General features: G+C 61.2%; 27 protein-coding genes, 1 tRNA gene and 1 pseudogene. 23 read left to right on the top strand and 6 right to left on the bottom strand.

Features of this window, described 5'->3' with window-relative positions:
- Positions 1–310: 310 nt before the first annotated feature.
- Positions 311–730: an HIT family protein gene (locus ACF8GF_RS05825; RefSeq protein WP_392488176.1), complete on the top strand. Its 420-nt coding sequence runs from the start codon at positions 311–313 to the stop codon at positions 728–730.
- Between the two features lies 1 nt (position 731).
- Entirely contained in the window at positions 732–938 is a 207-nt protein-coding gene (locus ACF8GF_RS05820) for a SlyX family protein (RefSeq protein WP_012051473.1), read from the top strand.
- Positions 939–1,059: 121 nt separating this feature from the next.
- On the opposite strand, the gene ACF8GF_RS05815 is transcribed toward ACF8GF_RS05820, so the two are convergent.
- Complete coding sequence (locus ACF8GF_RS05815; RefSeq protein ID WP_392461644.1) at positions 1,060–1,653, bottom strand: cold shock domain-containing protein membrane protein; 594 nt, start codon at positions 1,651–1,653, stop codon at positions 1,060–1,062.
- A gap of 281 nt (positions 1,654–1,934) precedes the next feature.
- On the opposite strand from ACF8GF_RS05815, the gene ACF8GF_RS05810 reads away from it, so the two are divergent.
- The 18 genes from ACF8GF_RS05810 to ACF8GF_RS05725 all read left to right on the top strand — a co-directional run bounded on the left by ACF8GF_RS05810 (position 1,935) and on the right by ACF8GF_RS05725 (position 15,533).
- Entirely contained in the window at positions 1,935–2,408 is a 474-nt protein-coding gene (locus tag ACF8GF_RS05810) for a Dps family protein (RefSeq protein WP_084854477.1), read from the top strand.
- Positions 2,409–2,546: 138 nt separating this feature from the next.
- The gene (locus ACF8GF_RS05805; protein ID WP_176685101.1) at positions 2,547–2,876 is read left to right on the top strand and encodes a ribbon-helix-helix domain-containing protein; all 330 of its coding nucleotides are present in this window, start codon (positions 2,547–2,549) and stop codon (positions 2,874–2,876) included.
- A 92-nt stretch (positions 2,877–2,968) separates the two neighbouring features.
- Positions 2,969–3,190: an FmdB family zinc ribbon protein gene (locus ACF8GF_RS05800; RefSeq protein ID WP_010952365.1), complete on the top strand. Its 222-nt coding sequence runs from the start codon at positions 2,969–2,971 to the stop codon at positions 3,188–3,190.
- A gap of 93 nt (positions 3,191–3,283) precedes the next feature.
- The gene (aspS, locus tag ACF8GF_RS05795; protein WP_176685100.1) at positions 3,284–5,059 is read left to right on the top strand and encodes an aspartate--tRNA ligase; all 1,776 of its coding nucleotides are present in this window, start codon (positions 3,284–3,286) and stop codon (positions 5,057–5,059) included.
- 114 nt (positions 5,060–5,173) lie between these two features.
- Positions 5,174–5,920, top strand: coding sequence for a YebC/PmpR family DNA-binding transcriptional regulator (locus ACF8GF_RS05790; protein ID WP_003254770.1), 747 nt, complete (start codon positions 5,174–5,176; stop codon positions 5,918–5,920).
- A 185-nt stretch (positions 5,921–6,105) separates the two neighbouring features.
- Complete coding sequence (gene ruvC / locus ACF8GF_RS05785; protein ID WP_010952366.1) at positions 6,106–6,630, top strand: crossover junction endodeoxyribonuclease RuvC; 525 nt, start codon at positions 6,106–6,108, stop codon at positions 6,628–6,630.
- A gap of 109 nt (positions 6,631–6,739) precedes the next feature.
- Positions 6,740–7,357, top strand: a complete 618-nt coding sequence (ruvA, locus tag ACF8GF_RS05780; protein ID WP_051099711.1) for a Holliday junction branch migration protein RuvA — start codon at positions 6,740–6,742, stop codon at positions 7,355–7,357.
- Positions 7,354–8,400 (top strand): Holliday junction branch migration DNA helicase RuvB, encoded by a 1,047-nt coding sequence (gene ruvB, locus ACF8GF_RS05775; RefSeq protein WP_003254766.1) that lies wholly within the window; start codon positions 7,354–7,356, stop codon positions 8,398–8,400. Before ruvA ends, ruvB begins: the two co-directional genes overlap by 4 nt.
- Before the next feature lie 124 nt (positions 8,401–8,524).
- On the top strand, positions 8,525–8,977 hold the full coding sequence (gene ybgC, locus ACF8GF_RS05770; protein ID WP_016711994.1) for a tol-pal system-associated acyl-CoA thioesterase: 453 nt from the start codon (positions 8,525–8,527) through the stop codon (positions 8,975–8,977).
- Between the two features lie 2 nt (positions 8,978–8,979).
- Positions 8,980–9,675, top strand: a complete 696-nt coding sequence (tolQ, locus tag ACF8GF_RS05765) for a protein TolQ (protein WP_010952367.1) — start codon at positions 8,980–8,982, stop codon at positions 9,673–9,675.
- Positions 9,676–9,689: 14 nt separating this feature from the next.
- A complete protein-coding gene (gene tolR, locus ACF8GF_RS05760; RefSeq protein WP_003254760.1) occupies positions 9,690–10,142 on the top strand; it encodes a protein TolR in 453 nt (150 codons plus the stop codon).
- On the top strand, positions 10,142–11,224 hold the full coding sequence (gene tolA / locus ACF8GF_RS05755; RefSeq protein WP_176685099.1) for a cell envelope integrity protein TolA: 1,083 nt from the start codon (positions 10,142–10,144) through the stop codon (positions 11,222–11,224). Before tolR ends, tolA begins: the two co-directional genes overlap by 1 nt.
- A gap of 26 nt (positions 11,225–11,250) precedes the next feature.
- A complete protein-coding gene (tolB, locus tag ACF8GF_RS05750; RefSeq protein WP_021783335.1) occupies positions 11,251–12,522 on the top strand; it encodes a Tol-Pal system beta propeller repeat protein TolB in 1,272 nt (423 codons plus the stop codon).
- Between the two features lie 53 nt (positions 12,523–12,575).
- Positions 12,576–13,076, top strand: coding sequence for a peptidoglycan-associated lipoprotein Pal (pal, locus tag ACF8GF_RS05745; protein WP_003254755.1), 501 nt, complete (start codon positions 12,576–12,578; stop codon positions 13,074–13,076).
- A gap of 6 nt (positions 13,077–13,082) precedes the next feature.
- Entirely contained in the window at positions 13,083–13,889 is an 807-nt protein-coding gene (gene ybgF, locus ACF8GF_RS05740; protein WP_176685098.1) for a tol-pal system protein YbgF, read from the top strand.
- A 168-nt stretch (positions 13,890–14,057) separates the two neighbouring features.
- Positions 14,058–14,705, top strand: coding sequence for a 7-carboxy-7-deazaguanine synthase QueE (gene queE, locus ACF8GF_RS05735; protein ID WP_003254753.1), 648 nt, complete (start codon positions 14,058–14,060; stop codon positions 14,703–14,705).
- The gene (queC, locus tag ACF8GF_RS05730) at positions 14,705–15,397 is read left to right on the top strand and encodes a 7-cyano-7-deazaguanine synthase QueC (protein WP_076403786.1); all 693 of its coding nucleotides are present in this window, start codon (positions 14,705–14,707) and stop codon (positions 15,395–15,397) included. The genes queE and queC overlap by 1 nt, the downstream gene beginning before the upstream one ends.
- 60 nt (positions 15,398–15,457) lie before the next feature.
- A tRNA-Lys gene (locus ACF8GF_RS05725) sits at positions 15,458–15,533 on the top strand.
- Between the two features lie 82 nt (positions 15,534–15,615).
- On the opposite strand, the gene ACF8GF_RS05720 is transcribed toward ACF8GF_RS05725, so the two are convergent.
- From ACF8GF_RS05720 to ACF8GF_RS05705, 4 genes and pseudogenes are all read right to left on the bottom strand, one after another.
- A complete protein-coding gene (locus ACF8GF_RS05720) occupies positions 15,616–16,575 on the bottom strand; it encodes a cation diffusion facilitator family transporter (protein WP_392488175.1) in 960 nt (319 codons plus the stop codon).
- A 148-nt stretch (positions 16,576–16,723) separates the two neighbouring features.
- The gene (locus tag ACF8GF_RS05715) at positions 16,724–17,479 is read right to left on the bottom strand and encodes a methyl-accepting chemotaxis protein (protein WP_370688784.1); all 756 of its coding nucleotides are present in this window, start codon (positions 17,477–17,479) and stop codon (positions 16,724–16,726) included.
- A 102-nt stretch (positions 17,480–17,581) separates the two neighbouring features.
- A pseudogene (locus ACF8GF_RS05710) lies at positions 17,582–18,571 on the bottom strand (HAMP domain-containing protein); the annotation flags it as partial.
- 285 nt (positions 18,572–18,856) lie between these two features.
- Positions 18,857–20,209, bottom strand: coding sequence for an APC family permease (locus ACF8GF_RS05705; protein ID WP_209967584.1), 1,353 nt, complete (start codon positions 20,207–20,209; stop codon positions 18,857–18,859).
- Between the two features lie 442 nt (positions 20,210–20,651).
- Between ACF8GF_RS05705 and ACF8GF_RS05700 the strand changes: the two genes are divergently transcribed.
- Positions 20,652–22,160, top strand: coding sequence for a YdgA family protein (locus ACF8GF_RS05700; RefSeq protein WP_392488174.1), 1,509 nt, complete (start codon positions 20,652–20,654; stop codon positions 22,158–22,160).
- A 274-nt stretch (positions 22,161–22,434) separates the two neighbouring features.
- Positions 22,435–23,493, top strand: coding sequence for a quinolinate synthase NadA (gene nadA / locus ACF8GF_RS05695; protein ID WP_392488173.1), 1,059 nt, complete (start codon positions 22,435–22,437; stop codon positions 23,491–23,493).
- A 108-nt stretch (positions 23,494–23,601) separates the two neighbouring features.
- Here nadA and ACF8GF_RS05690 read toward each other — a convergent pair whose 3' ends face one another.
- Positions 23,602–25,038 (bottom strand): M48 family metalloprotease, encoded by a 1,437-nt coding sequence (locus tag ACF8GF_RS05690; protein ID WP_209967580.1) that lies wholly within the window; start codon positions 25,036–25,038, stop codon positions 23,602–23,604.
- 122 nt (positions 25,039–25,160) lie between these two features.
- On the opposite strand from ACF8GF_RS05690, the gene ACF8GF_RS05685 reads away from it, so the two are divergent.
- Positions 25,161–25,400 (top strand): sulfurtransferase TusA family protein, encoded by a 240-nt coding sequence (locus tag ACF8GF_RS05685; protein WP_021783344.1) that lies wholly within the window; start codon positions 25,161–25,163, stop codon positions 25,398–25,400.
- Positions 25,401–25,402 lie beyond the last annotated feature (2 nt).

The raw sequence follows: 25,402 nt of genomic DNA, 5'->3' as shown, positions 1-25,402 counted from the left end.
CAACAGTTCATGAAATTTTCACAAAACCTGCTACCGAGGGTCGGAAAGTCCCGTAAATGCGGGACGAAGGCTGTTCGTGTGACTTTTGCGATCAAGAATCATTAGAATTTAAAAAGCTGCCTTTAGAGTCAAGGTGTTACCGTAACTTGTTCATCCGGCGTCGTTTGTGGGGTGGCGGGTGTGGGGAGGGCGGGCAGGCGGCCTCATTTTGGTGCGAAAAGTAGCGCTGTGTTACCGGGAGTGTGCAAGGTATCCTTGCTGGCCTGTTTTCCGCCTGACGCGGGATGGTATTACCTGAAGGAGATTTGCCGTGTTCGTCCTCGATTCGCGTTTGCAGCAGGATTCGCTGGTGCTGGGGGAGTTTCCGCTTTGCCAGCTGCTGCTGAGCAAGGATGCCAATTACCCATGGTTCATTCTGGTGCCCAAGCGCGCTGGTATCAGTGAGCTTTTCGAGCTGGATGCGGCAGAGCAACAGCAGTTGTGGCAGGAAACCACCCTGTTGGCAGAAGCGCTGAAGGCCAGCTACGCAGCCGACAAGATGAACGTGGCTACCTTGGGCAACGTGGTCAGCCAGTTGCACATGCATGTGATCGTGCGCCAGCGCGACGACGCTGCGTGGCCGGCTCCGGTATGGGGCAAGTGTGCACCTGTAAGCTACACCGATGATCAACTGCAAGCTGTTCGCCAGCGCCTGCGCAGGCTGCAACTTGCTGGTTACCAAGAGGCCTGAGATGACACTGGAAATGCGTATGGTCGAACTGGAAACCCGTCAGGCGTTTCAGGATGACGCTATCCAGGCGCTGAATGACGTGGTGGTGGAGCAAGCGCGGGTGATCGAGCGTCTGCAATTGCAGATGGCCGAGCTGATCAAGCGTCATGAAGAGATGGTTGGTCAGTATGGCAGTGAAGGGGAAGAGGCGCCGCCTCCCCATTATTGAGTGCTTCCAGGCTGCTATCGCCGGCAAACCAGCCACCACAGGTATGATGCTGCCCTCAGGAGCAGCGCGGACCTTGTGGAGCCTGGCTTGCCGTTGATAACGTCAGCCGGTCAGCCGTTGGTCAGCGGCGGGTTACCGCAACCACGTCTTCGGCCTGCAGGCCCTTGTCGCGGTGCATCACCGAAAACTCCACGCGCTGGCCTTCGACCAGGATGCGGTGGCCCTCACCGCGGATGGCCCGAAAGTGCACGAAGATGTCATCACCCGAGTCGCGGGAAATGAAACCAAAGCCTTTCGATGTGTTGAACCATTTGACGGTGCCGGTATCACGGTTGCCGGCGTCCTGTGTCGCGTGTTGACTGCTGCGCGCCTTGCGCGGGCTGCGAGCAAAGCCCACGGCCAGATGCATGGCCACGGCCAGCGCCGCACAGACCAGGGCTGCCAGGTTGCCCATTTCCGGGCGGGCCAGGAGTGTCAGGGTCTGTAGCACGACGGCGACCACCAGCAGGGCGCAGGCCAGGTGCTGCAGTTGTTGCCGCGCGCCGCGATGATACAGTGGCACCACCGGCGCCAGCACCAGGTTGAGCAGGCCGAGCAGGGCCAGGTAGACCGCTTCGGGTTGTTGCAGGAAGGGTATCGCATCGGTTTTCAGGCTGGGTATGAGCGATAGCAGCAAAGCTGCCACGCCCGTCACCAGATGGACGATCTTGAACATGGGGTTGGCTCACTGTTGATAAGGCCGATCACAGGAAGAGCTGGCAGCACGGTGCGCATGAGGTATAGGGCGCGAACACGTTGCAGGCCAGCCTATGCACCCGGCAATGACAGTCCGCACGGGTGGCACAGTGCCTATTTAACAGTAAAGCCGCAGCCTACTCAAACCGCAGGCCGCCCAGCGGGCGATGTGTTGCGCCATGTCACATGCTGCATGCGCCAAGTGTTGCTACAGTGGTCGGAGTCCGCTTGAGTCTCAAGCCTTATGGAAAGGGGAGCTTCATGGCAATCGATATCGGTATCAGTGAAGAAGATCGCAAGTCCATCGTCGATGGGTTGTCCCGCCTGTTGTCGGATACCTACGTGCTGTATCTGAAAACCCATAACTTTCACTGGAACGTCACCGGCCCGTCGTTCCGAACCCTGCACCTGATGTTCGAAGAGCAGTACAACGAACTGGCGCTGGCAGTCGATTCGATCGCCGAGCGCATCCGTGCCCTGGGCTTCCCGGCACCGGGTTCGTATGCATTCTATGCACGGCACTCGTCGATCAAGGAGGAGGAAGGTGTCCCCCCGGCAGACGAGATGATCCGCCAGTTGGTTCAGGGGCAGGAGGCCGTGGTGCGCACTGCGCGCAGCATTTTCCCTGTGGTGGACAAGGTCAGTGACGAGCCGACCGCAGATCTGCTGACGCAGCGTATGCAGGTGCACGAGAAAACTGCCTGGATGCTGCGGGTACTGCTCGACGGCAACTGAGGCTTATCGAGCAAACAGCCCCGGTCGGTATGTCCGGCCGGGTTTCTCATGTTGTGCAGGAAGACTTTGCCGCTGCTTTAAGCTCGCCCGTCAGCGCTTCATAGGCCACCTGGTACCTGTGACGAGGAGGTGTGGCGCATGATGCAAGCGAGCAAGCGTATGGTTGGCCAGGGCAGTTGGCCAGGAAAACAGTGCATTGACCCGTTCAAGGCGGACTTCGACATGTTGCAGACGCAGCCGGTGTCACGTTCCGTGCGGCTCAACGGCTTTTCTACCTGTCTGCGCCTGGAGGCTGTCTACTGGGATATCCTGGAACGCATCGCCGCCGCCAACCGTTGTTCGGTCAGTGCCGTGTTGTCCTACGTGGACCGTGAAGTGCACCTGCGCCAGGGCGGTGTGCGCAACTTCAGCGGGCTGATCCGGGTAATCTGCGTGGCGTGGCTGCAGGACTCGCCAAGTGCGCGCTGATCGCCTGGCGGGCTGCGCAGTGCTTGCTAACCATATATAATCCCGCTTTTTGCTGCCCCGGCAGCCAGCGTTATGGTTGACGAGAGACACCCATGCCCCTTTATGACTATCAATGTGCGTCCTGCGAGCACCGCATGGAAGTGCTGCAGAAGATCAGCGCCGCGCCGCTGATCGATTGTCCGGCCTGTCAGGCACCGGCACTGAAAAAGCTGCTGTCGGTGCCAGGCTTTCGCCTGAGCGGTAACGGTTGGTACGAAACCGACTTCAAGACCGGGGCGAAAAAGAATCTGGCAGGCGGCGACAAGGCCGACTGAGTTGAATGCTGTGACCGGGTCTTGCAGTATTAGCCCTCCGGGCGGCCAAGGCCTCCACCGAATACACGAATCACGAGAAGCGAAACCACCATCATGATGCGCAGCCATTATTGCGGCCAACTGAACGAGAGCCTGGACGGCCAGGAAGTCACCCTTTGCGGCTGGGTCCATCGTCGCCGCGACCACGGCGGGGTGATCTTCCTCGACATCCGTGACCGCGAAGGCATGGCCCAGGTCGTGTTCGACCCGGATCGCGCCGAAACCTTCGCCGCCGCAGACCGCGTGCGCAGCGAATATGTCGTACAGATCACCGGCAAGGTCCGCAAGCGCCCTGAAGGTGCGGTGAATGCCAACATGGCCTCCGGTGCCATCGAGATCCTCGGCTACCAGCTGACTGTGCTCAACGAGGCGGAAACCCCGCCGTTCCCGCTGAACGAGTACTCCGACGTCGGCGAGGAAACCCGCCTGCGCTACCGCTTCATCGACCTGCGTCGCCCGGAAATGGCTGAAAAGCTGCGCCTGCGTTCGCGCATCACCAGCAGCATCCGTCGCTTCATGGACGACAACGGCTTCCTCGATGTCGAAACGCCGATCCTCACCCGTGCCACTCCGGAAGGCGCGCGCGACTACCTGGTGCCAAGCCGTACCCATGCCGGTAGCTTCTTCGCCCTGCCGCAGTCGCCCCAGCTGTTCAAGCAGTTGCTGATGGTCGCCGGCTTCGACCGCTACTACCAGATCGCCAAGTGCTTCCGTGACGAAGACCTGCGTGCCGATCGCCAGCCGGAATTCACCCAGATCGACATCGAGACCAGTTTCCTCGATGAAAGCGAGATCATGGGCCTGACCGAAAGCATGATCCGCAAGCTGTTCAAGGAAGTGCTCGACCTGGAATTCGGTGAGTTCCCGCACATGACCTTCGAAGAGGCCATGCGCCGCTACGGCTCCGACAAGCCAGACCTGCGTATTCCGCTGGAACTGGTCGACGTTGCCGACCAGTTGAAGGATGTCGACTTCAAAGTGTTCGCCGGCCCGGCCAACGATCCGAAGTGCCGCGTTACTGCCCTGCGTCTGCCAGGCGGCGCCAGCATGCCGCGCAGCAAAATCGACGAGTACACCAAGTTCGTCGGTATCTACGGTGCCAAGGGTCTGGCCTACATCAAGGTCAACGAGCGCGCCAAGGGCGTCGAAGGCCTGCAGTCGCCGATCGTCAAGAACATCCCTGAGGCCAACCTCAACAACATCCTCGATCGCGTTGGCGCCGTAGACGGTGACATCGTGTTCTTCGGTGCCGACAAGTTCAAGGTGGTCAGCGAAGCCCTGGGCGCGCTGCGTATTCGCCTGGGTCACGACTTCGAGCTGCTGACCTGCGAGTGGGCGCCGATGTGGGTCGTCGACTTCCCGATGTTCGAAGAGAACGAAGACGGCAGCTTCACTGCTCTGCACCACCCGTTCACCGCGCCGAAGTGCACCCCGGAAGAGCTCGAGGCCAGCCCGGCCACCGCCCTGTCCCGTGCCTACGACATGGTTCTGAATGGTACCGAGCTGGGTGGCGGTTCGATCCGTATCCACCGTAAAGAGATGCAACAGGCGGTATTCCGCCTGTTGGGTATCGGGGCAGAAGAGCAGGAAGAGAAGTTTGGCTTCCTGCTCGACGCTCTGAAGTTCGGGGCGCCGCCTCACGGTGGCCTGGCGTTCGGTCTGGACCGTCTGGTCATGCTGATGACCGGCGCCCAGTCGATCCGTGAAGTGATCGCGTTCCCGAAAACCCAGAGCGCCGCATGCGTCATGACCCAGGCCCCCGGCCTGGTCGACGCCAAGGCCCTGCGCGAACTGCACATCCGACTGCGCGAACAGACCAAGGTCGAGTAAGCAGTCCCCGGGCGCATCCACATGGATGCGCCTTTGCGTTTCGACGCAGGTATTTTCCCGTCCCGCCCCGTCATGGGGCGGGGCTGTTTGTGATTCAAAGGATTCGGAGTCGTTATGGCTGGTCATTCCAAGTGGGCGAACATCAAGCACCGCAAAGAGCGCCAGGATGCCAAAAGAGGCAAGGTCTTCACCAAGTGGATCCGTGAACTGACGGTCGCTGCCAAGCAGGGTGGCCCTGATCCGGCATCCAACCCGCGCCTGCGCCTGGCGTTGGACAAGGCCCTGGGCGCCAACATGAGCCGCGACATCATCGATCGCGCCGTGGCCCGTGGTGCCGGCACCAACGAAAGCGACAACGTCGAAGAGCTCAGCTACGAGGGTTACGGCCCGGGTGGCGTGGCGATCATGGTCGAAGCCATGACCGACAACCGCAACCGTACCGCTGCCGCCGTGCGTCATGCCTTCACCAAGTGTGGCGGCAACCTGGGTACTGACGGCTCGGTGGCTTACCTGTTCGAGCGCAAAGGCCAGATCAGCTTTGCCCCGGGCGTGGAAGAGGACGCGTTGATGGAAGCGGCTATGGAGGCCGATGCCGACGACGTGGTGGCCAACGACGATGGCTCGTTCGACGTATTCACTTCGTTCAACAGCTTCTATGCCGTGCGTAACGCCCTGGAAGAGGCTGGCTTCAAGGCCGCTGACGCGGAAATCGTCATGCAGCCGACCACCAGCGCCGAGCTCGACCAGGACGGTGCCGAAAAGGTGCTCAAGTTGATCGACATGCTCGAAGACCTGGACGACGTGCAGAACGTCTATTCCAATGCCCAGATTTCCGACGAGATCATGGAAAACCTCGGCTAAGGTGATTTGGCATTTTGTGCCAACGCTGAGCGTTTGATAGCGCCTGTGCCGGCCCTTTCGCGGGTAAACCCGCTCCTACAGGTATTAAGCCCATTTCAAATGTGGTGCAGTACCTGTAGGAGCGGGTTTACCCGCGAAAGGGCCGGCGCAGTTTGTAGAGATGCATCATTTTTTCGACGGGCTTTATGACTCTGATTCTAGGTATCGACCCTGGCTCGCGCATCACCGGCTATGGCGTGGTACGCCAGACCGCCCGTGGTTGCGAGTACGTGGCGTCGGGCTGCATCCGCACCGGCAGCGGTGAGCTGCACGAGCGGCTGCAGATTGTTTTTCGTGGTGTCAGTGAAATCATTGCCCAGCACGGCCCGGTGACCATGGGCATCGAACGGGTGTTCATGGCCCGCAACGCCGATTCGGCGCTCAAGCTTGGCCAGGCGCGGGGCGCGGCTATCGTCGCCGCCGCCGAGGCTGGCCTGGAAATCGCCGAGTACAGCGCCACCCAGGTCAAGCAGGCCGTGGCCGGCACAGGTGGTGCCAACAAGGAGCAGGTGATGATGATGGTCATGCACCTGCTGAAATTGACGCAAAAGCCGCAGATTGACGCTTCCGATGCCTTGGCCATCGCGCTGTGCCACGCACACACCCGCTCCAGTCTGGTGCCGCATGGCTTGACCACCGCGCGGCGACGCGGCGGGCGCTTGCGTCTGTAAGCGCTTCATGCGCTGATACACATTTTGTTCGGGTGATACGTTCACCTGCTGCATTTGCTGATAGGGTTGAGCGGTCTTTGACCGGCTCCCCGAGAGGAAGGATCGGAACGTGATTGGACGTTTGCGCGGCACCCTGGCGGAAAAACAACCGCCTCACCTGATTATCGACGTCAACGGCGTGGGTTACGAACTGGAAGTCCCCATGACCACGCTGTACCGTCTGCCCAAAGTGGGGGAACCCGTCACGGTGCATACCCATCTGGTCGTGCGCGAAGATGCCCACTTGCTCTACGGCTTTGCCGAAAAACGCGAGCGCGAGTTGTTCCGCGAGCTGATCCGCCTGAACGGCGTAGGGCCGAAGCTGGCCCTGGCGCTGATGTCCGGGCTGGAAGTGGATGAGCTGGTGCGCTGCGTGCAGGCCCAGGACACCTCAGCCCTGGTGCGCGTGCCAGGCGTCGGCAAGAAAACCGCCGAGCGCTTGCTGGTCGAGCTCAAGGACCGTTTCAAAGCCTGGGAAACCTCGCCGGCCATGTTCACCCTGGTCTCCGATGGGCCTTTACCGGTCGCCAGCGAGTCCAGTGCCGAGGCCGATGCAGTCAGTGCTCTGGTCTCGCTGGGCTACAAGCCGCAGGAAGCCAGCAAGGCCATCGCCGCGATCAAGGACAAGGCCGGCCTGAGCAGTGAAGAGCTGATCCGCCGCAGCCTGAAAGGGATGATTACCAAGTGATCGAAGCCGACCGCCTGATTGCCGCCAGTGGCCGCGACCGCGAAGAAGTCCAGGACCGTGCGATTCGCCCGCTGAGCCTGGACGAGTACATCGGCCAGCCAGTGGTGCGCGAGCAAATGGCGCTGTTCATCCAGGCCGCCCGTGGCCGCGGCGAGTCGCTTGACCACACGCTGATCTTCGGCCCGCCCGGCCTGGGCAAGACCACCTTGGCCAACATCATCGCCCATGAAATGGGGGTGTCGGTGAAGAGCACTTCGGGGCCGATTCTCGAGCGCCCCGGCGACCTGGCAGCCATGCTGACCAACCTCGAGCCGCACGACGTGCTGTTCATCGATGAAATCCACCGGCTGTCGCCTGTTGTCGAAGAAGTGCTGTACCCGGCCATGGAGGACTTCCAGCTCGACATCATGATCGGCGAAGGCCCGGCCGCCCGTTCCATCAAGCTTGATCTGCCACCTTTCACCCTGGTGGGGGCTACTACCCGTGCCGGCATGCTGACCAACCCGCTGCGTGACCGCTTCGGTATCGTCCAGCGCCTGGAGTTCTACAACGACAAGGATCTGAGTACCATCGTCAGCCGCTCGGCCAACATCCTTGGCCTGGCCATCGAGGACCAGGGCGCCTACGAGATTGCCCGCCGTGCCCGTGGCACGCCGCGCATCGCCAACCGGCTGCTGCGCCGCGTGCGTGACTACGCCGAGGTGCGCGGCAAGGGCCAGATCACCAAGGCCGTGGCTGACATGGCGCTGAACCTGCTGGACGTCGACGAGCGTGGCTTCGACCATTCGGACCGTCGCCTGCTGCTGACCATGATCGAGAAGTTCGATGGCGGCCCGGTGGGTGTGGACAACCTGGCTGCGGCCATCAGTGAAGAGCGTCATACCATCGAGGATGTGCTTGAGCCGTACCTCATCCAGCAGGGCTACATCATGCGCACACCGCGCGGCCGCGTGGTCACCCGGCATGCCTACCTGCACTTTGGGCTGAATATCCCCGGGCGCTTGGGGGAGGGGGGCGATTTTTCCGAGCCAGGCGATGAATGACAGATCAAAAGCGACTTTTTGTGGTCCTACCGCTGGCATGCCTTTGGTGCGCTGGCAATAAGACATTAATGAAGAAAAACAGTTGCCATAGCGGATTGGCAAGCTGAGGAGTAAGCACTAGAGTATGCGCGCGCAAAATCAGCTCGAACCGTTCGCACATCGGTGTCGCGTCTATTACGAAGATACCGATGCGGGCGGCGTGGTGTATTACGTCAACTACCTGAAATTCATGGAGCGCGCGCGCACCGAACGCCTGCGGCACCTGGGCTTTTCCCAGTCGCAGCTGGCTGAAGACAACCTGCTGTTCGTGGTCCACTCCAGCGAAGCGCGCTATCACGCGCCGGCGCGGCTTGATGACGAATTGCGGGTGACCGCGCAAGTACTTGAACTCAATCGCGCCAGCCTGCGTTTCGTACAGCAGGTGTGGCGGGAAAAGGATGAAACGCTGCTTTGCGAAGGGCAGTTCCTGGTGGCCGCCGTGCGCGCCGACACTTTCAAACCCCGAGCCATACCCCCCCAGCTGCGCGACGCCTTTGCGGCGGACGGCTCGGGTAATCAATCGAATGCAGGAGAATAAGCGTGGAAGCTAACGTCGTCGACCATACCTCCATGTGGAGTCTGGTCAGCAATGCCAGCGTGGTGGTACAGCTGGTAATGCTGACCCTGGTGGCCGCCTCGGTCACCTCATGGATCATGATCTTCCAGCGCAGCACCATGCTGCGCGCCGGTCGTCGTGCGCTGGATGCCTTCGAAGAGCGCTTCTGGTCGGGCATCGACCTGTCCAAGCTGTACCGCCAGGCAGGCAGCAACCCAGACCCGGACTCCGGCGTGGAGCAGGTGTTCCGTGCCGGTTTCAAAGAGTTCTCGCGCCTGCGCCAGCAGCCGGGTGTTGACCCGGATGCCGTCATGGAAGGTGTTGGTCGTGCCATGCGCGTTGCCATTTCGCGCGAGGAAGAAAAACTCGAGCAGAGCCTGCCGTTCCTGGCCACAGTCGGTTCGACCAGCCCGTACATCGGTCTGTTCGGCACTGTATGGGGCATCATGAACTCCTTCCGTGGCCTGGCCAGCGCCCAGCAGGCCACCCTGGCCACCGTTGCTCCGGGCATCGCCGAAGCGCTGATCGCTACCGCCATCGGCCTGTTCGCGGCAATCCCGGCTGTCATTGCCTACAACCGTTTCGCCGCGCGCAGTGAAGTGCTGATCGGCCGTTACTACACCTTCGCCGACGAGTTCCAGGCGATCCTGCACCGCAAAGTGCACACCAGCGAAGAGTAATCAGGTAGAAGCCCATGGCCCGAGTTCGCCACAAACGCAAGCCCGTCGCCGAGATGAACGTGGTGCCCTACATCGACGTGATGCTGGTGCTGCTGGTCATCTTCATGGTGACGGCGCCCATGCTCAACCAGGGCGTGAAGGTCGACCTGCCCAAGGTTTCCAGCGAAGCCTTGCCGCAGGACAACAACGTCCAGATCCTCACCATCTCCATCAAGGCCGATAAAACCTATTACTGGAACCTCGGCAGTGAAGTCGATACCGACAAGCAGATGGACAAGGCCATGACCTTGCCGGCCATGACCGACGCCGTCACCAAGATCATTGCTGCCGGCCGTGACCAGGGCAAGCAGACCCAGGTGTTCATTCGTGGCGACAAGGCTGTCGACTATGGCGCGGTCATGGGTGCCATGGGCGGGTTGCAGAAGGCCGGTGTCGGTAACGTTGGCCTGATTACCGAGGCGCCCTGATGCAACAGCGAGAGCCATCCGCCTCGGAAAGCTACTTCTGGCCCAGTGTCTGGGCCATCGGCCTGCATGTGCTGGTGTTCGCCCTGCTGTTCGTCAGTTTTGCCATGACGCCTGAGCTGCCGCCATCCAAGCCGATTGTTCAGGCTACCCTGTATCAGCTCAAGTCCAAGAGCCAGGCGACCACCCAGACCAATCAGAAAATTGCCGGGGAGGCGAAGAAAACCGCTTCGCGCCAGACCGAAGTCGAGCAATTGGAACAGAAGAAGGTCGAGCAAGAGGCCGTGAAGGCCGCGGAACAAAAGAAGGCCGACGCTGCTCAAAAGGCCGAAGAGGCTCGCGAGGCGGCTGAAGCGAAAAAAGCCGAGGCCGCTGAAGCTGCCAAGGCTGCCGAGGCGAAGAAAGCCGCCGAAGCCAAGAAGGCCGATGAGGCGAAGAAAGCCGCCGAGAAGCAGCAGGCCGACATCGCCAAGAAAAAAGCCGAAGAAGAGGCCAAGAAAAAGGCCGCTGAAGAGGCGAAGAAACAAGCCGCCGAGGACGCCAGGAAGAAGGCAGCCGAAGAGGCCAAGAAGAAAGCAGCCGAGGACGCCAAGAAGAAAGCGGCGGCCGAGGATGCGAAGAAGAAGGCAGCTGAAGAGGCCAAGAAGAAGGCCGCTGCAGACGCCCAGAAGAAAAAGGCACAGGAAGCGGCCCGCAAGGCGGCAGAAGACAAGAAAGCCCAGGCCTTGGCCGAGCTGTTGTCTGACACCACCGAGCGGCAGCAGGCACTGGCCGACGAGCAGGGCGATCAGGTGGCTGGCGACTTCGACGACCTGATTCGTATGCGCGCGGCCGAGGGCTGGGCGCGTCCGCCTTCCGCGCGCAAGGGCATGACGGTGACCCTGCAGGTCAGCATGTTGCCGGACGGTACCATTACCAGTGTCAGCGTGGCCCGTTCCAGTGGTGACGGCCCGTACGACAGTTCGGCAGTGGCTGCGGTCAAGAACATTGGTCGTCTGACCGAGATGCAGGGTATGAAGCCGAGCGATTTCAACCGTTATCGTTCGTTCAAGATGACATTTACACCTGAGGATCTAGCGTTGTGATTAAACGTCTGAGAGGACTGCTGGTCATGCTGTGCTGCGTGGCAGGCATGGCGGTGGCAGAGGAAAAGAACATCCTGGTCACCAGCGGCAGCGACCGGGCTACGCCCATCGCGGTAGTGCCGTTCGGTCTGCAGGGCGGCAGCGTGCTGCCGGAAGACATCGCCGACATCATCGGCAACGACCTGCGCAACTCTGGCTACTACTCGCCAATTCCGCGGCAGAACATGATCAGCCAGCCGTCGCAGGCCAGCGAAGTGATCTTCCGTGACTGGAAAGCGCTGGGAGCCCAGTACGTAATGGTCGGCAGCATCGTGCCGTCCGGCGGTCGCCTGCAGGTGCAGTACGCGCTGTTCAACGTCGCCACCGAGCAGCAAGTGCTGACCGGCAGCGTAGCGGGCAGCACCGACCAGTTGCGCGACATGGCGCACTACATTGCGGACCAGTCGTTCGAGAAGCTCACCGGCATCAAGGGCGCGTTCTCTACGCGCATGCTGTACGTGACGGCCGAGCGTTTCTCCACCAACAACACCCGCTACACCCTCCAGCGTTCGGACTATGACGGAGCGCGTGCGGTGACCCTGCTGCAATCGCGTGAGCCGATCCTGTCGCCGCGCTTTGCGCCGGATGGAAAGCGTATCGCCTACGTTTCGTTCGAGCAGAAGCGCCCACGTATCTTCGTGCAGAACATCGATACTGGCCGTCGCGAGCAGGTCACCAACTTCGAGGGCCTGAACGGCGCGCCAGCCTGGTCGCCGGACGGTTCGCGCCTGGCGTTCGTGCTGTCCAAGGACGGCAACCCGGACATCTACGTGATGAATATGGCTTCGCGCCAGATCAGCCGTGTTACTGCAGGCCCGGGTATCAATACCGAGCCGTTCTGGGGCAAAGATGGCAACACCCTTTACTTCACTTCCGACCGTGGCGGCAAACCGCAGATTTATAAACAGTCGGTCAGTGGTGGTGGTGCCGAGCGCGTAACGTTCGTGGGTAACTACAACGCCAACCCGAAACTTTCGGCGGACGAAAAGACCCTGGTAATGATTCATCGCCAACAAGGTTTTACCAACTTCAAAGTGGCGGCACAGGACTTGCAGCGCGGAAGTGTAAAGATTCTGTCTGAAACAAGTCTTGATGAGTCTCCCACTGTTGCGCCAAACGGCACCATGCTAATCTACGCCACCCGCCAGCAGGGCCGGGGAGTCTTGATGCTCGTGTCGCTTAATGGCCGCGTGAGGCTCCCACTTCCTACCGCTCAAGGCGAAGTCAGAGAACCGTCCTGGTCCCCTTACCTGAACTGATTGCGGCGTATACGTTTTGCTTAACACACTGGGGTTTCATTAGGAGTTTCACGATGGAAATGCTGAAGTTTGGTAAATTTGCTGCGCTGGCCCTGGCCATGGCCGTAGCTGTAGGTTGCTCCTCGAAGGGCGGTGACAACGCAGGCGAAGGCGCTGCTGTAGATCCTAACGCTGGCTACGGTGCCAACACTGGCGCTGTTGACGGCTCCCTGAGCGAAGAAGCCGCCCTGCGCGCAATCACCACCTTCTACTTCGAATACGACAGCTCGGACCTGAAGCCAGAAGCCATGCGCGCTCTGGACGTTCACGCCAAGGACCTGAAAGCCAACGGCAACCGTGTTGTTCTGGAAGGTAACACCGACGAGCGCGGCACCCGCGAGTACAACATGGCTCTGGGTGAGCGTCGTGCGAAAGCCGTTCAGCGCTACCTGGTTCTGCAGGGCGTTTCCCCTGCTCAGCTGGAACTGGTTTCCTACGGCGAAGAGCGTCCAGTTGCTACCGGCAACGACGAGCAGTCCTGGGCTCAAAACCGTCGCGTAGAACTGCGTAAGTAAGTTCTTATGCGTATGTGCCGCCGTGTAGTAACCGTCCTCGCACTCAGCCTGCCGCTTGCGGCCTGGGCTGAGGTCCCTGTAGTAGATGACAACGCAGGCAGCTATCCGCCTGCGGGTTATGGCACGAGCGGCGCCTATGCCGGGTCAGGGGCTTCGGCCCCTGCCTCTGCACAGGGTCAGCTGTTCATGCAGCTGCAACAGATGCAGGATCAGATTTCCCGCCAGCAAGGCATCATCGAAGAGCTGCAAAACGATGTGTCGCGCATGAAGCAGGAAAGCCTGGAGCGTTACCAGGACCTGGACCGTCGCATCAACAGTGGCGCTGCGCCTGCCGCAACCCCTGACAATTCCTCCGGTGGTGGTGCGTCCAATGCCGCCCCCGATGCCGCAGCAGGTGCTGCTGCGCAACAACCGGCCGGCAGTAGCCAGCCCAGCGATCCGGCGAAAGAAAAGCTCTACTATGATGCTGCGTTCGACCTGATCAAACAGAAAGACTTCGACAAGGCCAGTCAGGCGTTCAATGCCTTCCTGCGCAAGTACCCCAACAGCCAGTATGCCGGTAATGCCCAATACTGGTTGGGTGAGGTGAACCTGGCCAAGGGCGACCTGCAAGGCGCCAGCCAGGCCTTTGCCCAGGTCAGCCAGAAGTACCCAAAGCACAGCAAGGTGCCAGATTCGCTGTACAAACTGGCTGATGTCGAGCGCCGTATGGGCCACACCGACAAGGTAAAGGGCATCCTGCAGCAGGTCATCACCCAGTACCCCGGCACCTCTGCCGCTCAACTGGCCCAGCGTGACCTGCAAAGGCTCTAGGCGTTGCCGCTGTACCGCTAGAAAGAAACCCGCGCCAGTCGCGGGTTTTTTCGTTAGAATCACTGCCCTTTTTTCGTAAACACGCTGCTGCGGATAACGCTATGTCGAGTCCGCGACAGTGCCTGACGGAGGCGGACAGCCTGTTTAGCTGTCACGCCCGTGGCGAGCATGCAAGACACATTACGCATCACCGAAGTCTTTTACTCTTTGCAGGGTGAGACGCGAACGGCCGGGCTGCCCACGGTATTTGTGCGCCTCACCGGTTGCCCCCTGCGTTGCCAGTACTGCGACAGTGCCTATGCCTTCAGTGGTGGTACCGTACGCACCCTTGATTCGATCCTTGAGCAAGTGGCCGGCTTCAAGCCGCGCTACGTCTGTGTCACCGGTGGCGAACCACTGGCCCAGCCCAACGCCTTGCCGTTGCTGCAGCGGCTGTGTGACGCCGGTTACGAGGTGTCGCTGGAAACCAGCGGCGCGCTGGATATTGCCGGCACCGACACCCGCGTCAGCCGTGTGGTCGACCTGAAAACCCCAGGCTCCGAAGAGTCGCACCGTAACCGCTACGAGAACATCGAGCAGCTGACACGTAACGACCAGGTCAAGTTCGTCATCTGTTCCCGCGAGGATTATGACTGGGCGGTATCCAAGCTGATCCAGTACAACCTGGCTGAGCGTGCCGGTGAGGTGTTGTTCTCACCCAGCCATCATCAGGTGAACGCCAGTGACCTGGCAGACTGGATCGTTGCTGACAACTTGCCCGTACGCTTCCAGCTGCAGCTGCACAAGCTGCTGTGGAACGACGAGCCCGGACGTTGATTGAGGAGCACGTACACATGACTGAAAAACGCGCAGTAATCCTGTTGTCCGGCGGCCTGGACTCAGCCACCGTGGTTGCCATGGCCAAAGCCGAGGGCTACAGCTGCTACACCATGAGCTTTGACTACGGCCAGCGTCATCGTGCCGAGCTGAACGCCGCTGCCCGCGTGGCCCGCGACCTGGGCGTGGTCGAGCACAAGGTGATTGGGCTGAACCTCGACGGCATCGGCGGTTCGGCATTGACCGACAGCAGCATCGACGTGCCGGAAGCGCCGGGTGAAGGCATTCCGGTCACTTACGTGCCGGCGCGCAATACTGTGTTCCTTTCGCTGGCCCTGGGTTGGGCAGAAGTGCTGGAAGCGCGCGACATCTTCATTGGCGTCAATGCCGTGGATTACTCCGGCTACCCGGATTGCCGGCCCGAGTTCGTCGAGGCCTTCGAGCGCATGGCCAACCTGGCGACCAAGGCTGGCGTAGAAGGGCAGGGCTTCCGCATCCAGGCGCCGTTGCAGAACATGAGCAAGGCTCAGATCGTGCAGGCTGGTATGGCCCGTGGTGTGGACTACAGCCTGACCGTTTCCTGCTACCAGGCCGACGATGACGGCCGCGCCTGTGGCAAATGCGACAGCTGCCGCCTGCGCGCCGATGGCTTCAAGGCAGCCGGTATCGAAGACCCAACGCGGTATTTTTGAACAAAGTTTGATGGGGTATTGATTTCTCGTTAGAAATCAGTATTATACGCGCCATCCAACGGGTCGTTAGCTCAGTTGGTAGAGCAGTTGGCTTTTAACCAATTGGTCGTAGGTTCGAATCCTACACGACCCACCATACTCAGTACGTCAAAGCCCGCAATCAGAAATGGTCGCGGGCTTTTTCGTTTTTGGAATGCTGGGGCGCAAAGCGCCTCGATTTACTCGGCCCACTCAGGATCCCCGGTAAATACCACCGTCAGCCAACGGTCCGGCCCTTCGCCGCCTACCGCGTCGCCAATCTCGTTGCGCCAGGCATCCCATTCATCGATGGTCTTCGCCGCCATGGTTTTGGGCACGATGAAATACAGCTCAATCTCCCTCGAGCGCCCGACCTTGGCGACATAGGCGCGGTAAGACTGCAGGCCGTGGCGGGCGACGAAGGCCTTGGCCACTTCATCCACGTGCAGTTTGAGGTCGCCGGGGGTGACCAGGAAGATTTCAGACAGCGCCTGACGCACCACCGACATCGGCAACGGCACGATCACCAGGCACACCAGCGCCAGCACCGCCGGGTCGATGTACGGTGATACCCATTCAAGCGAAGTGCCCTGCACGGCATAGCCAAAGCAGAAGGCGATCAGTAGTGCGGCAGTGATGCTGGCCGACATCACCCAGCCCTTGACGTCCATGCGTACGAAGTCTGACTTCAGTTTGCGGTTGGCGCGGGCCTCGACGACGGCGATGGTCACGCAGGTGATCACCGTCAGCATTGCGTAGACCATGGCAATGCCGAACTCCAGGTGGCGCCCGCCTTGCAGCAGGCTGCTGACGGCGTTGATCAGCGCGTAGATGGCCACGCCGCCGAGCAGGATGCCGTTGAGCGCCAGTACCATGGGCTCCAGGTGCCAGAAACCCATGGTGAAGCGTTCGCGCAGCTTGCGCGACATCTGCACGCTGGTGGTGTGCGAAGTGATCAGCTTGACCACCACCAGCGACAGCCCGCTCATGCTGGCATCCACCAACGAGTAGACGCCGTCGAAGACGATGGAAAACGAGCCGGAGGCCAGGCCGAAGGCGATGCCGATGGTGGCAATGAACAGGGTGGCAGCGATCGAGGTGCGTAAAAGCCCTTGTTCGCTGGTGATGTCGAAGAAAGTGGATCGGGTTGCGGTTTGCATGAATAGTGCTCAGTAAAAACGATGATGCTGTGGTGTCTGTACCGGCCTCTTCGCGGGCAAGCCCGCTCCTACAGGGGCTGGCGCCGCCTACAAGAGCAGTGCAAATCCCGTGTAGGAGCGGGTTTACCCGCGAAGAGGCCCTCACAGGCTAGACGCGAAACTGCTCCATTAGCGCTTGCTGCTGGTTGGCCAGCCGGTTCAGGGCTTGGCTGATGCGTGCTGATTCATCGGCCTGCCCGGCCAGTGATTCTGTCACGTCTCGAATGCCGGCCACGTTACGGTTCACTTCCTCGGCCACCGCGCTCTGCTCTTCCGCTGCCGAGGCAATCTGCAGGTTCATGTCACTGATAACCGCCACCGCCTCGCCAATGCGCTGCAGTGCTGGCAATGCCTGCTCCATGCGTGCGGCGCTGTCCTGGGCCTGGCGTTGGCCTGCATGCATGGCCCCGACCACGTCCTGCGTACCCTGTTGAAGGCCTTCGATGACCTGGCGAATTTCCTCCACCGAGACCTGCGTGCGCTGGGCCAGGCCGCGGACCTCATCGGCAACCACGGCGAAGCCACGCCCGGCTTCGCCTGCGCGGGCCGCTTCGATGGCGGCATTCAGTGCCAGCAGGTTGGTTTGCTCGGCAATGGTGCGGATCACTTCAAGCACCGAGCCGATTTGCCCGCTGCGGTCTTCCAGTGCGCGCGCCTCGTCCATGGCAGTGTTCATGCCTGCGGCCAGGCGGTCGATGCCCTGGCGCGTGCTGTCCACCAGTTGCAAGCCTTCCTGGCTGGCCTGATCCGCAGCACGTGCGGCCTGGGCCGCCTGCGAGGCGTTGTGGGCGACATCCAGGGCTGTAGCGCTCATTTCGTTGGCCGCTGTGGCCACCTGTTCGATTTCGCGGTGCTGTTGCTGCATGCCGTTGCTGGTCTGGCTGGCAATGGCGGCCGATTGGTCGGCGGTGTCGCGTGCCTCCTGCAGCGACCCTTTGACCTGGGCAATAGTCGGTTGCAACTTGTCGAGGAAGCGGTTGAACCAGCTGGTGAGCTGGCCCAGTTCATCCTGGCGGGCGTAGTCCAGGCGGCGAGTAAGGTCGCCCTCGCCACTGGCAATGTCTTCCAGGCGTGCAGCCACGGCCAGGATTGGCCGGCTAACGCCGCGCGCGGTCAGCCATACCAGCAGCAAGCCGGCGATTGCCGTGCCAAGGCCTATCAGCAGGCTGATGCGGTTGGCGTTCTGGTTATGGGCATCAAGGCGCTGGTTGAGGGCTACGGCAGGGGCCTGCAGCACGCTTTCCGGCAACTCCAGCAATACCTGCCACGGGGCTGTGTCAGGGATGGGCATGAAGGGGTGGTCCACGCGCAGCAGCCCGTCGGCTACCGCCTTGTCCATGGGCTTGCCGAGTGCGCTGTCGTCGCGACTGTTGCCGGCCAGCAGGCCGGCGGCGGTGGCGATGCTCACCTGGCCCTGGCCGTCGAACAGATCGCGGCGGCCGTCCACACTCAGTTGCTGCAGGTTGGCCAGGCCGATGTCAATGCCGACCACGCCGATGACCTTGCCGTGTTCCAGCAATGGTAGGGCGATGCTGGTCATCAGCACCTGGCGTCCGTTGACCTCGTCGAGGTACGGCTCGAGCATGCAGGTTCTGGCGGTGTCCTGCGGGCAGGTCAGCCAGCGGTTCTTCGCCGCGCCGTTGCTGCCAATGCTGTTGTCACCGAGCATCGTTTCCGGCATGGCTTCAAGTTCCAGGGTGCCGGGGCTGGGTTGTGACCAGTACAGCGAGAAACGCCCGCTCTCATTGCTGCCCACGGCGTCCTGGCCGAGGTACTGGCTGTCCTGCTGGTCCAGGGCATTGGGCTGGAACACCAGGTACAGACCGATCACATCCGGATTGCCGGCCAGGCTGGCACGCGCCTGGCGGGTCAGTTCGGCGCGCAGGTCGCTACCACCACGGGCCTTCAGCACTTGCACCAGGCGGGCAAACCCATTGCCGTACTGGTAGGCGTCCATGAAGTAGCGCTGGATACGCAAGGCCTGGGTTTCGGCTTGGGCCTGCAGGCGCTGGCGGGCGCTGTTTTCAAGCATGGCAGTGTTGGCCTGGTTGACCAGGGCAGCGCTGCGATGCGCCTGGGTCAGCGAGGTGGCTACCAGCAAGGCGACAATGGCCAGCAGGCACAGCCCGGCGAGCAGGGTGATCTTCCATTGGATGGAGAGGCGACGCAGCGGCATGAGGGCTTTCCTTATCGGTCAAGTACAACGCCCGCGGTCAGGCGCGGGCGTTGTGGGCAGCAGGGTTCATTCGGCGACATAGTTGGGTGGTGCCGAGCGGAAGGCTTTGGTCAGCCAGCCCAGGTAGACCAGCCCGAGCGCAGCCCAGATGCCGCCAAACATCAGCGAATGTGCGTTCAGGTCCAGCCATAGCGAGACGATGATGCAGAAGCCGATGGTAGGCAGTACCAGGTACTTCAACTGGTTGGACAGGCCTTTGCGATTGCCTTCACGCAGGTAGCAGTGGTTGATCACCGACAGGTTGACGAAGCTGAACGCGACCAGGGCGCCGAAGTTGATGATCGAGGTGGCAGTCACCAGGTCGAAGAAGATCGCCGACAGCGAAATGACGCCGACCACGGCAATGTTCAGCACGGGTGTCTTGTAGCGCGAATGCAGGCGGGCGAAGACCCTGGCCGGGATCACGTTGTCGCGGCCCATTACATACAGCAGGCGCGACACGCTGGTTTGCGAGGCCAGGCCCGAGGCGATGGTGTTGATTACGGTGCAGGCGATGAAGATTGACTGGAATAGCTTGCCGCCAACGTACAGGGCAATTTCGGGCAGGGCCGCTTCCTGGTCGTGGAAACGGGCCATGGTCGGGAAGTAGGCCTGGATGAAATACGACACAGTGATGAACACCACGCCGCCGATCAATGCGGTGAGGAAGATCGCCCGGGGGATGGTCTTGGCCGGGTCGCGGGTCTCCTCGGACAGGCAGGTGACAGCGTCAAAGCCCAGGAACGAGAAGCACAGGATGGTCGCACCGGCGGCCAGGGCGCTGAACTGGGTCTGGCTGTCGGCGAACGGTATCAGGCTCCAGGTGGTACCCAGCCCTTCACCATGGTCCAGGCCGCGCACGCACAGGTAGATGAACACGGCGATGATCGCCACCTGCACACCCACGAACAGCAGGTTGAAGTGCGCCACCAGGTTCACGCTGCGCATATTGATCAGGCTGATCAGGGTGACGAAGCCGGCCACCCACATCCACTCCGGCACTTCCGGGAACATGGCTGAAAGGTAAAGCTTGGCCAGCAGTGCGTTGACCATTGGCAGCAGCAGGTAGTCCAGTAGCGAAGACCAGCCGACCAGGAAGCCCACATGCGGGTTGATTGCGCGTTGGGTGTAGGTGTAGGCCGAACCCGACTGCGGAAAGCGCTTTACCAGGGTGCCATAGCTTACGGCGGTGAACAGGATGCCGGCCAGCGCCAGAATGTAGGCGCTGGGTACGTGGCCGGCGGTAATCCCGCTGACGATGCCGAAGGTGTCGAACACGGTCATCGGGGTCAGGTAGGCCAGGCCGATGATGATCACGTGCCAGAGGCGCAGGGTTTTGCGGAGTTGGCCGTTGCCGGAAGCGCTCTGGTCAGGCTGCATGCTGGCATGGCTCCTGCTGCTGGGCGTAAACGACGGGCACGGTGTATTGCGCATGCGGCAAGGGCGAGCGGATGGGCTCCATATTGTTCACCTTTTATGTTGGAGCGGCGGGAGGCGCGAGGCGCGCAGAGTGGTGAAAATAAAAAACGATGGGTAGGTGGGTGTCAAGTTAAACATGACAAGATGTTGCTAAATTGAAATATTTATCGATTAAATACGGGTTTTGTTCGGTTTTTGCGCGTTTATTTGCGATTATGATCAACTGGCGTGTTCGTAAAAATTAACGAATCCTTTGCTTGCTTGCCTCGGTGTCAGACGTGTCCGAAAAATGGCATTTCTCGACCTGGGCCAGCGCTCGGTCCAATCGGGGGTGGTACTCTTCGTTTTCTGCGTGGCCTCTGGCCGCCTTCGAAGCCCTTACGGACAGCAATCGGTTCTATTCATGAAGAAATCAGTTGGCATCCTTTCCGGCCTGGCTATCGCCATTGCCGTCGCAACTACCGCAGGCGCCTGGTACACCGGCAAGCAGCTGCCTGCAGAGCTGGACAACGCCCTTGCACGCAGCAACGCCGAACTCAGAAAGGCCCTGGTCAGTACCGGTGGTAGCATGAGCATCGAGCGTGTGTCGCTGGAGCAGCATCTCTTCAGCAGTACTGCCCAGTACCGGCTCAAGGCTCGCGACATCAACGTGGGTGAGGGCGAAGTGATTAATTTTGACGTGGGCGTGACCGACCAGATCGAGCACGGCCCGTTTCCCTGGTCCAGGGTCAGGGCGCTGAAGCTGATGCCGGTAATGGCGGTCAGCAACAGCACGCTGCAGAAGGATGAGGCCGTCGCGCCATGGTTCGCCGCTGCGGGTGAAAAGGCCCCGATCAGTGCGCAGACCAGCCTGGGTTACAGCGGCAGTGTGGTCAGCCAGGTTCAGCTGGCGCCGCTCAAGTTGGATGAAGCGGATGGCAACAGCCTGGACTTCTCGGGCATGCAGTTCGAAGTCAGCGGGGACAAGGAGGGCAAGGCCTCGACGTTCCACGGCCAGGCCGACAGTCTCGTGATTAAAAGGGTGCAAGACGACCAGCCGCCGGCCACGTTCGAGCTCAAAGGGCTGAAGTTTGGCGGTAACCTCGCAGCCACCGCGCACGATGCCATCTATGTGGGTAACGTCGATCTGGCGTTGGCTGAAACCAAGGTCACACTTGGGCCCAGACAGCAGGTGCTGCTGATCAAGGGGCTGGAGCAGAAGGCCTTGCAAACCCTCGAGGGCGCGGACACCGTGGGTGGCCGCGCGGAGTACAAGGTCGGCGACATCAGCTGGGATGGCCGCGCGGTAGGCAAGGCGCAGATGGCGGTGAGCGTGACGTCTGTCAACGCCCCGGCGCTGCAGGCATTGTCGAAGTGGTACCAGTCGCACTTGCCGGAGTTCGAGGCCGCCAGTGCTGCTGGCCAGCCGGTGCCGCAGATCCAGATGGACGATGCCGAAAAGGCCCGCTTCCAGGGTGACTTGCAGAAATTGCTGGCCGCCAAGCCCAAGCTGGCGGTGGAAAACCTGTCGTTCAAGACCGCCAATGGCGAGAGCCGCTTCAACCTGTCGATGGACCTTGCCGCGCCGACCAGCTTCGACCTGCCGCCGGACCAGCTGAGCAAGCAGATCATCACTGAGGTGAAAGGCAAGCTGTCGCTGTCCAAGCCGATGATCGGTGACCTGGCGACCTTGCAAGCCTTGCTGGATGGCCAGACCGATGCCCAAGCCATTGCCATGCAGTCGAGCCAGGCGGGGGAGATGGTCGGCATGATGGCGCTGCAGAGCGGCATGGCCACCTTGCAGGGCGATGATGTGGTCAGCAGCCTGCACTATGCCGAGGGCATGGTCGATTTCAATGGCCGAAAAATGACCGTGGAAGAATTTGCCATGTTCATGGCGGCGCATCTGGCGGCCCTGTCGCCGCAGGGGTGATGGTTTCTCCTGTTGCGGCCTCTTCGCGGGTGAACCCGCTCCTACAAGGATTTCACAGTGTTGGTGCGGGTTTACCCGCGAAGAGGCCAGTACAGGCAACACAAAAACCACTTTAGTAATCGCTGGATTGTCTGTAGCCTTCGGCCTCCGATAATAATCCGCGCCCGCAGAGGGCCGTGGCGGTCAGTGTGCCGTCCGGCACCCTTAGCCGATCTGCCAGGGCCGGGTGATACACTCGATTTGACGCGCAAGCGCGCCTGCAGGTCCAGCGATCATGACCCAGATTTCCGAACGCCTTTTGGTTCAGGCCCACCTCGACGCCAAGCAGCCCAACCCGCTGACAGCCGAGCAGGAGGCCGAATTCCGTGCGGCCATCGCTGCCGAGCTCAAAGCCCAGAATGCGGTGCTGGTTGCCCACTATTACTGCGACCCGGTCATCCAGGCACTGGCTGAAGAAACCGGCGGCTGTGTATCCGACTCTTTGGAAATGGCCCGTTTCGGCAAGAACCACCCGGCCGAAACGGTCATCGTGGCCGGTGTGCGCTTCATGGGCGAGACGGCAAAAATCCTCACCCCGGAAAAGCGCGTGCTAATGCCGACCCTGGAGGCCACCTGCTCGCTCGACCTGGGCTGCCCGGTAGAAGAGTTCTCGGCCTTCTGCGACCAGCACCCTGAGCGCACCGTGGTGGTCTACGCCAACACGTCCGCAGCGGTGAAGGCACGCGCCGACTGGGTAGTGACCTCGAGCTGCGCGCTGGAAATTGTCGAAAGCCTGATGGACAACGGCGAAACCATCATCTGGGGCCCGGACCAGCACCTGGGCCGTTACATCCAGAAGCAAACCGGTGCCGACATGCTGCTGTGGGACGGTGCCTGCATCGTTCACGAGGAGTTCAAGTCGCGCCAATTGGCCGACATGAAGGCGCTGTACCCGGATGCTGCGATCCTGGTGCACCCCGAGTCGCCGGAAGCGGTGATCGAGTTGGCCGACGCGGTGGGCTCCACCAGCCAGCTGATCAAGGCTGCCCAGACCCTGCCGAACAAAACCTTCATCGTCGCCACCGACCGCGGCATCTTCTACAAGATGCAGCAGCTGTGCCCGGATAAGGAATTCGTCGAAGCCCCCACCGCCGGCAACGGCGCGGCATGCCGCAGTTGCGCGCACTGCCCGTGGATGGCGATGAACACCCTGGAGCGGGTGCTGGATTGCCTGCGTAACGGCACCAACGAGATTTTCGTTGACCCGGCGCTGGTGCCCAAGGCGATCAAGCCGCTTAATCGCATGCTGGACTTTACCCAGGCGGCGCGGCTGAAGCTGTCTGGTAATGCCTGACGCCAGACCGCGTCATACTCTTCGCGGGCTCGCCCGCTCCCACAGATATTGCACCGTTTACCAAGGCGCTGGAGTACCTGTGGGAGCGGGCTTGCCCGCGAATCGCCTTCAGCGCCCCATCATTTCCTGAACCATGCGCCGCTGCTCCATGATCTCGCGCTGGCGCTGGTCAATCTGTGAGGCCAGCGGGAAGTTACCGCCTGCCCGACGCTTGGCGTAATCCAGCTGCTGGATTGCCTGGTCAAAGTCGCCGACCAGCGTGAAGTACTCGGCCCGCGCCCGGTGCAAGCCAATGGTATTGCCCGACAAGCCACGCACCTCGGCCATGTCGTACCACACATCCGGGTCATCCGGGCGGCTCTTGACCAGCTCGTTCAACACCTTCTCGGCCTCGGCCGGCTTGTTCTGTTTCACCAGCAGGTCGGCACGTACCTGTTTCAACGGGTAGTTGCCCGGGTACAGCCCCTGCATCCGCTCGGCCCGCTGCTGGGCGTCGGCCAGGCGGTTGTTGGTGATGTCCAGGTCGATCTGTGCCAGGTTGTAGGTGATGTCGTTGGGCGCCTTGGCCAGCAGCGGCTTGAGCATTTCACGCGCCTCGTTCAATCGCCCACCCTTGATCTGCGCCAAGGCCAGGCCATAACGTGCAGCGTCCAGCTTTGGGTCTTCGTCCAGTTGGGCACGGAAGCGTTTGGCGGCAAGCCCCGGTGTGCCCTCGTAGATCAGTGCCACCCGGGCGCGGATCAGTTGGTAGCGCATGCTGTCTTCAATGCCACCCTTGGGCGCCTGGTCGGCGCGGTTACGGGTGTCGGCAATACGTGATTCGGTCACCGGGTGGGTCAGCAGGAATTCCGGCGGTTTGGCGTCATACCGGTACTGGCGTGCCAGGCGCTCGAACATGGTCGGCATGTTGCGTGGATCGTAGCCGGCCTTTTCCAGGTTCTGGATACCGATGCGGTCGGCTTCCTGTTCGTTCTGGCGCGAGAAGCGCCGTTGCTCCTGAATGGCCGCTGCCTGGGTGCCGGCAATCATGCCGATGCCCGCATCGCCGGCGCCACCTGCGGCCAGCACGATGCCGGCCAGCAGCGCCGCCATCATCGGCAGCTGCATGCGCTGCTGAGCCTCGACACCCCGCGCGAAGTGGCGTTGCGACAAGTGCGCCAGTTCGTGGGCCAGCACCGAGGCATATTCGCCCTCGGTCTGGGCGTTGAGGAACAGACCACCGTTGACCCCGACAATGCCACCCGGGGCGGCGAAGGCGTTGAGCTCGCGGCTGTCGATCAGGATGAACTCCAGGCGCCGGTCCTGCAGTTGGCTGGTTTCGGCCAGCTTGTAAACGCTGGTTTCGACGTAGTCCTTGAGCTGAGGGTCGTTGAGCTGATTGACCTGGCCGCGCAGCAGGCTGAGCCAGGCACGGCCCAGTTGGTGCTCCTGTTGCGGCGAGACGATCGCAGAACTGGCATCACCCAGTGATGGCAGGTCGTCAGCATGGCCGGGAAGGGCCATCAGGCAGGCCAGCGTCAGCAGGGTAGGGCGCAGTAGATTCATGCATGAAGCTCGCGTCGGATCAAAGATACCTACTGTAGCGGGCTCACACGTTGACGACCAGTGGCGCTATCCTAGCCAGCCATGCCAGGAAGCAGCCTGGCAATGCCTTTGGAGACCCTGCGATGAGTAACACCCTGACCTGCGACGCCGAACTGGACGCCAGCGGGCTGAATTGCCCTTTGCCACTGCTCAAGGCCAAGATGGAGCTCAATCGCCTGGCCAGTGGTGCGGTGCTCAAGGTCATCGCCACTGACGCAGGCTCGCAGCGCGACTTCCGCACTTTCGCCCAGTTGGCCGGTCATACCCTGCTGCATGAAACGGCCGAGGCCGGTACCTACACTTACTGGCTGCGCAAGGCCTGAGT

Origin of the sequence: Pseudomonas sp. yb_5 (genome assembly GCF_043103865.1) — a bacterium.
GTDB lineage: Bacteria > Pseudomonadota > Gammaproteobacteria > Pseudomonadales > Pseudomonadaceae > Aquipseudomonas > Aquipseudomonas putida_Y.
This window is presented reverse-complemented; position numbering and strand designations above follow the sequence as displayed.